Genomic DNA, 14719 nt, shown 5'->3' with positions numbered 1-14719 from the left:
CTCCCGTGTGTGCACCACCCTGGCCTCAGGCCGCCGCCGCGAGGGCGTCGAGCGGGTGCTCGCGCAGCGTCCGGCGGGTGGCGCCCAGGTTGGCCGCGAAGGTCAGCACGATGACGACGGCCACCACGATGAGGTAGATGCCCGGGCCGATGTCCGGGACGGCCTTGTCCGCCGTGGCGATGCTGAACGGGATGATCGAGGCCAGCGCCGCGATCGTGCCCGCGATCAGCCCGGTGACCACGATGATCGCGCTCTCGAAGCCCACCGTGCGCACGACCTGCCCGGGGGTGGAGCCGACCAGCCGCTGCTGGCCGAACTCGCGCCGCCGGTAGACCGTCGCGGTGACCGCGAGGTTGATCAGCACGATCGCCGCGAAGACCGCGATCGTGGAGACGATCACGAAGTTGAGGGTCTCCACGTTCTTGTCGTCCTGGGAGCGCACCAGCCGGCCGGAGTTGACCGCGTCGTTCTGCAGGACCTGCATGTACAGCGAGCCGGCCGCCATCCCGACGAACAGGATGATCGGCATCAGCACGCCCGCCATCCGGTTGGCACGCTCCCGGATATTGGCCTGGGCCAGGTAGCCCGGAGTGCCGCCGAAGCCGCGGGCCAGGCTCCCGACCAGCGTGCTGGCCACCCGCAGCAGCACCGGGGAGAGCAGGGCCAGACCGATCGAGATGTGGATGCACGCCTCGCCGGCGATGGACATGGTGATGTAGCCGCGGTCCTTGAGCACGGTCGAGACCAGCACGCCGGCGTCGATGCCGAGCAGCAGGAAGACGATGCCGAAGGCGATCCGCTTCTTGGTCATCTTCGTGGAGCCCGACACGCTGCTGACCAGCGCCTCACGGGTGCTGATCGTGGCGGCCCTGCGGCCGGTGACGTACGCGGCGATCGCGGCGGCCAGGAAGGTGATGCCGAGCCCGTTGCCCAGCGCCATCACGCCGAAGTGGTAGTCGATGCCGCGGGCCACCTGCTTGGTGGACACCAGCATGTTGACCACGGCCTTGCCGGCGAAGTAGCCGACCGGGATCGCGAGCACGGCGGCCAGCAGGGTGACCGCCGCGGTCTCGACCATGATCATCCGGGTGATCTGGGACGGGACCGCGCCCGCGGACTTGAGCAGGGCGATCTCGTTGCTCCGCTGGCGCACCGTGAGGTTGAGGGTGGCCGCGATCCCGAAGGCCACGATCAGCACACCCCAACCGTTGACCACGTAGCACATCGTGGTGAGGGTCTTCTTGTCCTGCGCCGAGACACCGTCGGCGACGCCGGTGTCGAACAGCGAGGAGAAGGCCATCAGGATGGCCGCGCCGAGGAACACGTTGAGGAAGGTCGCGGCGAAGCTGCCCTTGCGCAGTCGCAGCGAGCTCAGGGCGATGCGGAACATGGATCAGGACTCCGATCGGGCGTGACGGCGGGCGACTTCCTCACCCAGGCGGGCCATCTCCTCGGCGACGGCCGCCGGGGTCGGCCGGGCCATCTCGTCGACGATCCGGCCGTCGACCAGGAACAGCACGAGGTCGGCGTGCGAGGCGGCGATCGGGTCGTGGGTGACCATGATCACCGTCTGGCCGAACTCGCGCACCGCCTGGTCGAAGAGGTCGAGCACCTCGCCGGCCCGGTGGGTGTCGAGCGCGCCGGTCGGCTCGTCCGCGAAGATGATCTGCGGGTTGGTGACCAGGGCCCGGGCGATCGCCACGCGCTGCTGCTCGCCACCGGACAGCTGGGCCGGGTGGTGGTCGAGCCGGTGGGTCAGGTCCACCCGGTCCACCACGGCGGCCATCCGCTGCCGGTCCACCCGCTTGCCCTCCAGCCGGAGCGGCAGCGTGATGTTCTGACGGACGGTCAACGACGGCAGCAGGTTGAACTGCTGGAAGACGAAGCCGATCCGGCCGCGACGGAACCTGGTGAGGTCCGTCTCGTTGCCGAAGGCCATCGGCTGGCCGGCGATGCTCACCTCGCCGCTGCTCGGCCGGTCCAGCCCCGAGGCGCAGTGCAGCAGGGTGCTCTTGCCGGACCCGGAGGGCCCCATGATCGCGGTGAAGGTGCCGGCGGCGATGGACAGGTTCACATTGTTGAGCGCGCTGACCGGGACGCCGGTCCTGTCGTAGACCTTGCTGACCGAAGTCAGCCGGAGTACGTCCCCCACGACCGGACGGCCCAGGGCGCCTACTCGGTTCATCATTCCTCATCTCGTCGGGCGCAATTCCTGACGCTTATGAGCATCGCGCGCGGACCGCCGAGAGTCAGGGGTGGAAACTCCCCGCCGATGGTAGGGCTAACACCCCACTCCCCGCCGGGGCCCGCCCCAACTGGGCCGATACGGCCGGACGGTGGCCCGGCACCCCTGGCGCGGGCCCGCCCGATAGGGGTTGAAGGGCCCCGGTGCGGCTGCCAGATTCGAGGCATTATGACGACCAACGCACCGACCCAGAACAGGGCCCCCGACCTGGGCGCCTGGATCCGCCGCTTCCAGCCCGCCGAGGACGCCGCCGTCCGGCTCGTGTGCCTGCCGCACGCCGGCGGGGCCGCCACCTACTACTTCCCCGTCGCCAGGGCGCTGGCTCCCGAGATCGACGTCCTGGCCGTGCAGTACCCCGGCCGCCAGGACCGGCGCAGCGAGCCGGTGGTCGAGGACGTCCGCGCCCTCGCCGAGCTGATCACCGCCGAACTGCGCCCCTGGTGCGACCGGCCGCTGGCCCTGTTCGGCCACAGCATGGGCGCCCTGGTCGGCTACGAGGTGGCCCGGCGGTTGCAGGCCGAGGGCGTCGAGCCGCTCGGGCTGTTCGCCTCCGGCCGGCGCGCTCCGTCCACCGTACGGGACGAGGCCGTGCACCGGCGCGACGACCAGGGCATCATCAGCGCCCTCCGGGAGCTGAGCGGCACCGGCGACGAGGTGCTCGACGACGAGGACCTGCTCGGCATGGTCCTGACGGCGGTGCGCGGGGACTACAAGGCGGTGGAGACCTACCGCGCCGACACCGGTCCGGTGCTCGGCTGCCCGATCCAGGTGCTCACCGGCGACAGCGACGAGATGACCAGCCCCGAGGAGAACCTCGCCTGGGAGCGGCACACCACGGCCGAGTGCCGGATCGAGGAGTTCCCCGGCGGACACTTCTACCTCTCCGAGCAGGCGCCGGCCGTGCTGGCGTCGGTCCGGGACCGGATGCGCGCCTGGGCGGCCGCACCGCAGCACCCCTGACACCGCGCCGGATTCCACCCAGGGGTCGGCGCCCACGCTCCGTAGGGGCGCCGGATCATCGCAGGCCGGACCGTGCGCCGGGGCCCGGCGACGCCTTCGCCGGGCCCCGCGCGGCCGGGTTCTCAGGGGCCCGGCCCGGGGTCGGCTAGGGGTAGGGAGACGCCTTTCGGCGCTCCTAGTGTGAGGCACGTGCACCAGGTTCGCCGATACTTGATTGAAGGGTGAGGGCGACATGGAAAAGCCCGAAGACAAGCTGCTCCACGCCCTCCGGGTCTCGCTCAAGGAGACCGAGCGCCTGCGCGACCAGAACCGCAAGCTGGCCGACGCCCCGCGGGAGCCGATCGCGATCATCGGCATGGCCTGCCGCTTCCCCGGTGAGGTGGCCACGCCCGAACAGCTGTGGCAGCTGGTGGCCGACGGGGTCGACGCGGTCGGCCCGTTCCCCGCCGACCGCGGCTGGGACCTGGACCGGTTCTTCGACCCGACGGGCGAGCGGCCCGGCACGAGCTACGTCACCGAGGGCGGCTTCCTGCACGACTCCCCCGACTTCGACGCCGGGTTCTTCGGCATCTCGCCGCGCGACGCGCTGCTGATCGACCCTCAGCAGCGGCTGCTGCTGGAAACCTCCTGGGAGGCGTTCGAACGGGCCGGCATCCCGCCGCAGTCGGTCAAGGGCAGCCAGGTCGGCGTGTTCAACGGCGTGATGTACCACGACTACCCGGGCAGCTACGGCTCCTCCGGGGTCGTCTCCGGCCGGGTGTCCTACCACTTCGGCCTGGAGGGCCCGGCGGTGACCGTCGACACGGCCTGCTCGTCCTCCCTGGTCACCCTGCACATGGCCGCGCAGTCGCTGCGGCAGGGCGAGTGCTCGCTCGCCCTGGCCGGCGGCGTCAGCATCATGTCGACGCCCCGGATGTTCGCGGAGTTCAGCACCGGGCGCGGCATGGCCTCCGACGGCCGCTGCCACTCCTTCGCGCAGTCGGCGGACGGCATGGGGTGGTCCGAGGGCGCGGGCATGCTGCTGCTGGAGCGGCTGTCCGACGCCCGGCGCAACGGGCACCCGGTGCTCGCGGTGATCCGCGGCAGCGCGGTGAACCAGGACGGCGCCTCCAACGGCATGACCGCCCCGAACGGCCCCTCCCAGCAGCGGGTGATCCGGGCGGCCCTGGCCAACGCCCGGCTCTCGGCGGACCAGGTGGACGCGCTGGAGGCGCACGGCACCGCCACCACCCTCGGCGACCCGATCGAGGCACAGGCGCTGATGGCGACCTACGGGCAGGACCGCCCGGAGGACCGCCCGCTGTGGCTCGGCTCGGTGAAGTCCAACCTCAGCCACACCCAGGCCGCGGCCGGTGTGGCCGGCGTCATCAAGATGGTGATGGCGCTGCGCCACGGTGTGCTGCCGCAGACCCTGCACGTGGACGAGCCGACCCGGCACGTGGACTGGACCGCCGGGAACGTCCGGCTGCTGACGGAGCGCCGGCCGTGGCCGGAGACCGGCCGGCCCCGGCGGGCCGCGGTGTCGGCGTTCGGGCTCAGCGGGACGAACGCGCACGTGATCCTGGAGCAGTACGAGGACGCCGCGACCGGCGGCGACGGGGCGCCGGCTCCTTCCGGTGTGCTGGCGTGGCCGGTATCGGGGCGCAGCGCGGAGGCGCTGCGGGCGCAGGCGGGGCTGCTGCTGGATCGCTTTGAGAGCGTTTCGGACGATCAACTGGCTTTGGTCGGGAGGTCGTTGGCGACGGCGCGTACGCACTTCGAGCACCGCGCGGTTGTGGTCGGTTCCGGCCGCGAGGAGGTGCTCGCGGGCCTGACCGCGCTGGCGACCGGAACCGATGCCCCCGGCATCGTCCACGGGACGCACACGGCCGGGCGGACGGCGTTCCTGTTCACCGGCCAGGGCTCGCAACGCGTGGGCATGGGCGAGGAGTTGTCCCGGGCGTTCCCGGTGTTCGCCGCCGCCCTGGACGAGGTCTGCGCCATCCTGGACAAGGGACTGGAGCGCCCGCTCAAGGACGTCATGTGGTCCCCGTCCGACGAAGGCCTGCTCGACCGGACGGGCTACGCGCAGTGCGCGCTGTTCGCCGTCGAGACGGCCCTGCTGCGCCTGTTCGCGTCCTGGGGCGTCACCCCCGACTACGTCGCCGGGCACTCGATCGGCGAACTCGCGGCGGCCTACGCGGCCGGGGTGTGGTCCCTGGAGGACGCCTGCACCCTGGTCGCGGCCCGGGCCCGGCTGATGCAGGCCCTGCCCGCCGGCGGCGCCATGACCGCGATCGTCGCCACCGAGGACGAGATCCGCGCCGCGCTGGTACCCGGCGTCGACATCGCCGCCGTCAACGGCCCCCGCGCCGTCGTCGTCTCCGGCGACACGGAGGCGGTGGCAAAGGTCGCGGCAGGCTTCGAACGCACCAAGGCCCTCACCGTCTCGCACGCCTTCCACTCCGCCCTCATGGAGCCGATGCTCCAGGAGTTCCGCACCGTCGCCGCCACCCTCACCTACCACGAGCCGACGATCCCCCTGGTCTCCACCCTCACCGGGAAGACCGCCGCCGAAGGCGAGTTGAGCGACCCCGAGTACTGGGTCCGCCAGGTCCGCGAAAGCGTCCGCTTCGCCGACGCCGTCACCACCCTCACCACCACCGGCACGACCCGCCTCCTCGAACTCGGCCCCGACGCCGTCCTCACCGCCATGGCCGGACAGTGCCTGGAGGACCCCGACGCCGTGCGGGCCGTGGCGTCGCTGCGCCGGGGCCGGCCGGAGGAGCAGTCGGTCGTCACGGTGCTGGCCGCGCTGCACGCCGACGGCACGGCCGTGGACTGGCCCGTCTTCTACCCGGGCACCGGCACCACCGACCTGCCCACCTACCCCTTCCAGCGCCAGCGCTTCTGGCTGGAGTCCAACTCCGCGGACGGCGACCCGTCCTCGCTCGGCCTGGAGGCCGTCGACCACCCGCTGCTCGGCGCGGCCACCGTGCTCGCCGACTCCGAGGGGATCGTGCTCTCCGGCCGCCTCGCCGCCGCCACCCACGCGTGGCTCGCCGACCACCGGGTCGGCGGCCGGACGCTGCTGCCCGGGACGGCCTTCGTCGAGCTGGCGCTGCGGGCGGGCGACCGGGTCGGCTGCACCGCGGTACGGGAACTGACCCTCCAGGCGCCGCTGGTGCTGCCCGAGCAGGGCGGCGTCCGGATCCAGGTGAGCATCGGCAACCCGGACGCCGACGGCGCCCGGCCGGTGGCCGTCTTCTCCCAGCCCGACGGGCCGGACATCGAGGAGCCCTGGACGCAGCACGCCGAAGGACTGCTCGCCGCGGCGGACGGCGGGTCGGCCTTCGACCTCACCGCCTGGCCGCCGAAGCAGGCGCAGGCCCTCGACCTGGACGGGATGTACGAGGACCTGGCCGCCGCGGGCGGTCTGGCCTACGGCCCGGTGTTCCAGGGGCTGCGCGCCGCCTGGCGCCGCGGCGACGAGGTGTTCGCCGAGGCGGCCCTGCCCGAGCAGGTCCGGCACCACGCGCCCGACTTCGGCCTGCACCCGGCGGTGTTCGACGCGGTGCTGCACGCGATCGGCCTGCTCGGCGCGGACGGCCCGGACGCGGCCGGGGGCGGCGCGGCCCTGCCGTACACCTGGTCCGACGTGGAGCTGTTCGCCGCGGGCGCGCCCACGGTCCGGGTGCGGATCACCCGCGCCGCCGGGGCGTCCGCCGACGGCGCCGAGACCGTCTCCCTCCAGATCGCGGACGCGGCCGGGCTGCCCGTCGCCTCGGTCGGATCACTGACGCTGCGGACCTTCTCCGCGGCGGACGCCGACGGCCCGTCCCGGCGCGGCGGCGACCTGCTGTACCGGGCCGAGTGGACCCGGCGCGGCGTTCCGGCGCGGTCGGAGACCACCGGGGCGGAGGTGGCGCTGCTGGACGAGGCCGGGACGGCCGACCGGGTGCCCCCGATCCTCGTGCTGCCGGTCGACGGCGGCCCGGACGCGGACGCGGCCCGGTCGGCGGCGCACCGGGTGCTGGCCTCCGTGCAGTCCTGGCTCGCGCAGGACCGGTTCGACTCCTCCCAGCTGGTGCTGGTCACCCGCGGCGCGGTGGCGCTGCCCGGCGAGGACCCGGCCGACCTGGCCGGCGCCGCGGTCCACGGCATGATCCGCTCCGCCCAGAGCGAGTACCCGGGCCGGCTGTTCCTGGTGGACGCCGAGGACGGGCAGGACGTCTCCGGGCTGCTGCCGGGCATCGTGGCGGCGGGCCTGGCCGAGAGCGCCGTCCGCGGCACGGACCTGTGGGTCCCGCGCCTGGTGCGGGCGCTGCCCGCCGCCGAGGGCGAGCGGCAGACCTGGGCCGTCGCGGCGGCGCACCACGGCAGCGTGCTGATCTCCGGCGGTACCGGCGCGCTCGGCAGTCTGCTGGCCCGGCACCTGGTCGAGCGGCACGGCATCCGCCGGCTGCTGCTGGTCAGCCGCAGCGGCGCCGACGCGCAGGGCGCGGCGCAGCTGGTCGCCGAGCTGGCCGAGCTGGGCGCGGAGGCGGAGGTCGCCGCCTGCGACCTCGCCGACCGCGAGGCCGTGCGCGCCCTGCTCGCCGAGCGGGACATCGCGGCCGTGGTGCACACGGCCGGCGTCCTGCGCGACGGGACCTTCGCCTCGCAGACCCCGGAGCGCTTCGACGCCGTGCTGGCCGCCAAGGCCGACGCGGCCTGGCACCTGCACGAGCTGACCGCGTCCCACGAGCCGGCCGCGTTCGTGCTCTTCTCCTCGGCGGCCGGTGTGCTCGGCGCCCCCGGGCAGGCCAACTACGCGGCCGCCAACAGCTTCCTCGACGCCCTGGCCGCGCACCGCCGCGCCCAGGGGCTGCCCGCCCAGTCGCTCGCCTGGGGCCAGTGGGCCCTGTCCGACAGCATGGGCGGCACCGGCAAGGGCGCCGCCGGCGCGCTGTCCGCCGAGGAGGGGCTGGATCTCTTCGACACCGCCGCGGGCCTGGACGAGGCCGTGCTGGTCCCGATCCGGCTGGACCTCGCGGCCCTGCGCGCGGACCCCGACGCCTTCCCCGACCTGCTGCGCGGCCTGGTGCCCGCCGTCCGGCGGCCGGCCGCGGACCGGCAGGCCGGCGCCGAGCCGCTGCGCGCCCGCCTCGCCGGCCTGCCCCGCGCCGAGCAGCTCGCCGCCCTCACCGAGCTGGTGCGGGTGCACGTCGCGGCGGTGCTCGGCTACGCCGGGCCCGAACTGGTCGACGCCGACCGGGTGTTCAAGGACCTCGGCTTCGACTCGCTGACCTCGGTCGAGGTGCGCAACCGGCTGACCGCCGCCTCCGGCGTCCGGCTCCGGGTGACCGTGGTCTTCGACCACCCGACCGCCCGCGAGCTGGCCGGGCACCTGCACGGCGAGATCTTCGGCACCCTCGCCGACGAACCGGAGCAGCCGCTGCCCGAGAGCGCGGAGAGCGATCCGATCGCGATCGTCGGCATGGCCTGCCGCTACCCCGGCGGGGTCGAGTCGCCCGACGACCTGTGGCGGCTGGTGACCGCCGGCACCGACGCGGTCTCCGCCTTCCCGGCCGACCGCGCCTGGGACATGGACTACTGGAACGAGCTGGTGGCCGCGACCGGCAAGCAGCCGGAGGGCGGGTTCCTGCGCGACGCCACCGACTTCGACGCGCCCTTCTTCGGGATCAGCCCGAACGAGGCTCTGATGATGGACCCCCAGCAGCGCAAGTTCCTGGAGGTGTGCTGGGAGGCGCTGGAGAGCGCGGGGCTGGACCCGGTCGCCCTCAAGGGCAGCCCGACCGGCGTCTTCGCCGGGGCGATGCAGAGCGACTACGACGCCGGCCCGGCCGGGCTACTCCCGGACAACCTCTTCCACCGGGGCACCGGGACGCTCGGCAGCGTGGTCTCCGGCCGGGTCTCGTACCTGCTGGGCCTGGAAGGGCCCGCGGTCTCGATCGACACCGCCTGCTCCTCCTCCCTGGTGGCCCTGCACATGGCCGCCCAGGCGCTGCGCAACGGCGACTGCTCGCTCGCGCTGGCCGGCGGCGTCACCCTGCTGGCCTCCCCCGAGGCCTTTGCCCTGTCCGACATCCAGGGCGGCTCCTCGCCCGACGGCCGGTGCAAGGCCTACTCGGACGAGGCCGACGGCGTCGGCTGGTCCGAGGGCGTGGGCGTGCTGGTCCTCGAACGCCTCTCCGAGGCCCGGCGCCGCGGCCACGAGGTGCTCGCCGTGGTCCGCTCCACCGCGGTCAACCAGGACGGCACCTCCAACGGCCTGACCGCGCCGAACGGCGTGGCCCAGGAGCGGATGATCCGCCGGGCGCTGGCCGTGGCCGGCCTGAAGCCCGCCGAGGTGGACGCGGTCGAGGGCCACGGCACCGGCACCACCCTGGGCGACCCCATCGAGCTCGGCGCCCTGCTGGCCACCTACGGCCAGGACCGGCCGGCCGACCGGCCGCTGTGGCTCGGCTCGGTCAAGTCCAACATCGGGCACAGCCAGGCCGCCGCCGGTGTGGCCGGGGTGATCAAGATGGTGCTGGCGCTGCGCCACGGGCTGCTCCCCCGCTCGCGGTACGCCCAGGTGCCCACCAGCAGCGTGGACTGGTCGGCGGGGCAGGTCAGACTGCTGGCGGAGAACGTCCCGTGGGAGCAGAACGGCCACCCGCGCCGGGCCGGCGTCTCGGCCTTCGGGTACAGCGGGACCAACGCGCACGTCATCATCGAGCAGGCCCCGGCGGACGAGCAGGACGAGCCGGGAGCGGAGGCGCGGCCCGCCCCGGTCGGCGCGACGCCGGTGCTGCTGCTCTCGGCGCGCACCGACGAGGCGCTGCCGGCCCAGGCCGGGCGGCTGCACGCCCATCTGCTCGCCCACCCCGGGCTGGACCTGGCCGACGTCGGCCACCGCCTGGCCGCGTCCCGCTCCGCCATGCCGTACCGGGCGGCCGTGGTCGGCGCCGACCGGGAGGAGGCGCTGGCCGGCCTGGCCGCGCTGGCCGAGGGCCGCGAGGCGCCGGGCGTGGTCCGGGGCGCGGCGCGCACGGGCCGCCGGACGGCCTTCCTCTTCCCCGGCCAGGGCATCCAGCGCGCCGGCATGGGCCGCGAGCTGTACGCCGCGCTGCCCGCGTTCGCGCGGGCCTTCGACGAGGTCGCCGAGGCCTTCGGCCCCTACCTGGAGCACGACCTGCGCGAGGTGGTCCTCGCCGGGCCCGACTCGGCCGACGCCGCCCTGATCGACCGGACCGGCTACACCCTGGCCGCGGTCTTCGCGCTGGAGACGGCGCTCTTCCGACTGCTCGAATCCTGGGGTCAGAAGCCCGACTTCGTCCTCGGGCACTCGGTCGGCGAGCTGGCGGCGGCGCACGCCGCCGGGGTGCTCGGGCTGGCGGACGCGGTCCGGCTGACCGCGCACCGCGGCCGCCTGATGGAGGGCCTGACCGGCGGCGCCGCGGTCGCGATCGAGGCCGCGCCCGACGAGGTCGAGGCACTGCTCGGCGACCGGGTCGGCATCGCCGTGGTCAACGGGCCGCGGTCGGTCGTGATCTCCGGGGACGAGGCGCCGGTGCTGGAACTGGCCGCGCACTGGAGCGGACTCGGCCGCCGCACCCGCCGTCTGACCATCAACCAGGCGGTGCACTCGCCGCAGATGGACCCGATCCTGGACCAGCTGCGCGAGATCGCGGCCGGCCTGTCCTACGGGGCCGCGCGCATCCCGGTGGCGTCCACCGTCACCGGGCGGCTCGCCGACGCGGGCGAGCTCGGCACCCCGGAGTACTGGGTGGCGAACTGCCGGCAGACGGTCCGCTTCCTCGACGCCGTCCGCAGCCTGGAGGAGGCCGGGGTCACCCGGTTCGTCGAGCTCGGCTCCGACGGCACGCTCAGCGCCCTCGCCCAGGCCTGTCTGGGCGACCCCGACGGCGGCGCAGTCATGGTCCCGCTGCTCGCCAAGGACCGGCCCGAGGCGCTCTCCGTGCACCGGGCCGCGGCCCGGCTGTACGCCGAGGGGCTCGGGCTGGACGGCGCCCTGCTGTTCGCCGGCCACGCCGCGCGGCGGGTGCCGCTGCCCACCTACGCGTTCCAGCGCCGGCGCTACTGGCCCGACGTGGACCCGAAGGCCCTGCGGGGCGGCGGCGACCTGGCCGCCACCGGCCTGGAGCCGGTCGCCCACCCGGTGGTCGGCGCCGCCGTCGGCTTCGCGGACTCCGACGGGGTCGCCCTGATGGGCCGGCTCTCGCTCGGCACCCACCCGTGGCTGGCCGACCACCGCGTCGGCGGGGCCGTGATGCTCCCCGGTGCGGCCTTCGTGGAGCTCGCGGTCCGGGCCGGGGACGAGGTCGGCTGCCGCCGGCTGGAGGACCTGACCCTGGAGCAGCCGCTGATCCTGGCGGAACGCGGCAGGGCCCAGGTCCAGCTCCAGATCGTGGTCGGCGCCCCCGACGGCGCGGGCCGGCGGCCGGTGGCCGTGCACTCCCGGGCCACCGCCCAGGACCCGTGGACCCGGCACGCCGCCGGCACCCTCGCCGCCGACGCCGAGGCCCGCCCGGCCCCGATGGCCGAGTGGCCGCCGGCCGGCGCCGAGGCGCTGGACCTCGACGAGCTCTACCCGGGCATGGCCGAGGCCGGTCTCGGCTACGGCCCGCTGTTCCGGGGGCTGCGCGCGGCCTGGTCGCTGGGCCAGGACGTGTACGCCGAGGTCGGCCTGGACGACTCCCCCGGCGCGCAGGTGCTCGGCTTCGGCCTGCACCCGGCCGTCCTGGACGCCGCCCTGCACGCGATCGCGCTGTCCGAGGGCGAGGTGACCCGCGGACTGCCGTTCGCCTGGTCCGGCGTCGAGCTGTACGCGACCGGCGCGACCAAGGTGCGGGTGCGGGTGAGCCCGCTCGGCGGCGGCGCGGTGTCGATCACGCTGGCCGACCAGGCGGGCGCGCCGGTGGCCGCGGTCGAGTCGCTGCTGCTGCGCGGCGGGACCGACCTGGGCAGGCCGGCCGCGGCCGGGCGGCACGAGTCGCTGTTCGGCGTCGACTGGCTGCCCGCCGCCCTCGCCGCCGACGACGGGCCGCGGCCGGTGCGGACCGTCGACCAGCCGGTCCCCGGGACGGACGCGGACGCGGTCCACCGGGCGACCCGCGCGGTCCTCGACCTGCTGCACCGGGAGCTCGCCGACCGGGACGACACCGGCCCCGACCCCGCGCCCGAGCAGGGCCCGCTCGTCCTCGTGACCCGCGGCGCCGTGGCGCTGCCCGGCGAGGACGTCACCGACCTGGCGGGCGCCGCCGTCTGGGGCCTGGTCCGCTCGGCCCAGTCCGAGCACCCCGGCCGCTTCGTGCTGGCCGACCTGGACGACGACCCCGCCTCGCACGCGCTGCTGGCCGCCCTGGTCGCCTCCGGCGAACCGCAGGCCGTCATCCGCGCGGGAGCGGCGTCCGTCCCCCGACTGGTCCGGCCGCGCGCCCTGGCGGCGGACGCCGGGGCCGCCCCGGTCGGCAGCGCCTTCGGCGGCGACGGCACCACCCTGCTCACCGGCGCCACCGGATCCATCGGCGCCCTGGTGGCCCGCCACCTCGTCACCGCCCACGGCGTGCGCCGCCTGCTGCTGGTCAGCCGCGGCGGCACCCTGCCGCAGGAGGCGGCCGAACTCGCCGGGCTCGGCGCCCACGTCGAGGCCGCGGCCTGCGACCTCGCCGACGCCGACGCCGTGACCGCCCTGCTGGCGGGCATCCCGGCCGAGCACCCGCTGACCGCGGTCGTGCACCTCGCCGGGGCGCTCGACGACGGCGCCGTCACGGCCCTGACCGGGGAGCGGCTGGCCACCGTGCTGCGCCCGAAGGTGGACGCCGCGCTCAACCTGCACCGGGCGACCCGGGGCGCCGACCTGACGGCGTTCGTGCTCTTCTCCTCGGCCTCCGGGCTGTTCGGCAACCCGGGCCAGGGCAACTACGCCGCCGCCAACTCCTTCCTGGACGCCCTGGCCGCGCACCGCCGCGCCCACGGGCTGCCCGCCCAGTCGCTGGCCTGGGGCCTGTGGGCGGCGACGCTCTCGGGCGCGCAGCAGGCCCGGATGGCGCGGGCCGGCATGGGCGCGCTCTCCGCCGAGGAGGGCATGGACCTGCTCGACGTCGCCGCCGTGCGGCCGGAGCCCTTCCTGGTGCCGGCCAAGCTGCTGCTCTCCGCCGGCACGTCGCCGACCACGGAGACGCCGTACCTGCTGCGGGCGCTGGCCGCGCCGTCCCGGCGCTCGGCGGCCGCCGCCGCGGCCCCGGCGGACCCGGCCGACCTGCGCCGCCGCCTCGCGGCCATGCCCGCCGCCCGACGGGCCGAAGCGGTCCGCGACCTGGTCCTGGAGAACGTCGCGCAGCTGCTCGGGTACTCCGGCGCCGGATCCGTCGACCCGAACCGGCCGTTCCTCGAACTGGGCTTCGACTCGCTGACCGCCGTGGACCTGCGCAACCGGCTCGCCACCAGCACCGGACTGCGCCTGCCCGCGACCGTCGTCTTCGACCTCCAGGACTCCGAGGCGCTCGCCGCGCACCTGCTGTCCGAACTCGCCGGTACCGCCGCACCCGGCGGCACCGGACCGGACGGAGCCGCGAGCGGCACCGCGCAGGCCGCCGCCGACCCCGCCTCCGACGGGCTGCGCCGGCTGTTCGTCGAGGCCGTCCAGGCCGGCAAGACCCGCGAGGGCCTGGCCGTGCTCGGCTCGGCGGCCAACCTGCGCGCCTCCTTCGGCTCGCTGGCCGACCTCGGCGCGGCACCCGCCGCCGTCAGGCTGAGCGAGGGCGCGGGCCTGCCCCGACTGCTCTGCCTGTCCACGCCGGTGGCCATGGGCGGCGCCTACCAGTACGCCAGGATCGCGGCCCGGCTGCGCGAGGCGGCCCAGGTGTCCGTCCTGCCGATGCCGGGCTTCCTGCCGGACGAGGCGCTCCCGGCGACGGCGGACGCCGTGGTCGAGGTCCTCGCCGCGGGCGTCCTGGAGGCCGCCGACGACACCCCCTACGCGCTGCTCGGCTACTCCTCCGCCGGCGTCTTCGCCTACGCGGTCGCGGCCCGGCTGGAAGCGCTCGGCCGGGGACCGGCGACCGTGCTCCTGCTGGACACCTACCCCGTGGGCGGCGCGGCCTCCGGCGACGCCACCGGCTCCGCCGAGTCGGCGAAGTCCCGGGCGGAGACCGTGGTCGACATGGCCGCCGGCATGCTCCGGCAGGAGTCGGACCAGGAGGCCCTCGACCGCACCAAGCTGACCGCGATGGCGCGCTACATGGAGCTGCTGCCCACCGTCCCGGTCACCGGGCTCGCCGCCTCCACCGTGCTGCTGCGCCCCGAGCGCCGCTTCGCCATCGGGTCCGACGACCCGGCCGCCACCACGGAGCCCGGCACGGACCCGGACGCCTGGCGCACCGACTGGAGCCTGGCCGACCAGGTGCGGACGGTGCCCGGCGACCACTTCAGCATCGTCGCGGACGACGCGCCGTCCACCGCCGAGGCGGTGTCCGCGTGGCTCACCGCAGAACTGGGGCAGGGCCGGTCCGAATAGGGGTGGGT

General features: G+C 75.2%; 4 protein-coding genes. 2 read left to right on the top strand and 2 right to left on the bottom strand.

What is annotated here, in order from left to right; genetic code table 11:
- Nucleotides 1-25: 25 nt before the first annotated feature.
- Both ACFC0B_RS00465 and ACFC0B_RS00460 read right to left on the bottom strand, forming a co-directional pair.
- The gene (locus ACFC0B_RS00465; protein ID WP_376080089.1) at nucleotides 26-1390 is read right to left on the bottom strand and encodes an FtsX-like permease family protein; all 1365 of its coding nucleotides are present in this window, start codon (nucleotides 1388-1390) and stop codon (nucleotides 26-28) included.
- A 3-nt stretch (nucleotides 1391-1393) separates the two neighbouring features.
- Nucleotides 1394-2185 carry an ABC transporter ATP-binding protein gene (locus ACFC0B_RS00460; RefSeq protein WP_376080088.1) on the bottom strand — a complete coding sequence of 264 codons (792 nt, stop codon included), beginning with the start codon at nucleotides 2183-2185 and terminating at the stop codon, nucleotides 1394-1396.
- Nucleotides 2186-2413: 228 nt separating this feature from the next.
- Here ACFC0B_RS00460 and ACFC0B_RS00455 point away from each other — a divergent pair, with 228 nt between their 5' ends.
- Nucleotides 2414-3205, top strand: a complete 792-nt coding sequence (locus tag ACFC0B_RS00455; protein ID WP_376080086.1) for a thioesterase II family protein — start codon at nucleotides 2414-2416, stop codon at nucleotides 3203-3205.
- 232 nt (nucleotides 3206-3437) lie between these two features.
- Complete coding sequence (locus tag ACFC0B_RS00450; RefSeq protein ID WP_376080084.1) at nucleotides 3438-14711, top strand: SDR family NAD(P)-dependent oxidoreductase; 11274 nt, start codon at nucleotides 3438-3440, stop codon at nucleotides 14709-14711.
- The last annotated feature ends 8 nt before the right edge of the window (nucleotides 14712-14719 follow it).

Origin of the sequence: Kitasatospora sp. NPDC056184 (genome assembly GCF_042268405.1) — a bacterium.
Classification (GTDB): Bacteria; Actinomycetota; Actinomycetes; order Streptomycetales; family Streptomycetaceae; genus Kitasatospora.
Note: the sequence above shows the minus strand (reverse complement) of the source record. Positions and strands in the feature narration are given on the sequence as shown.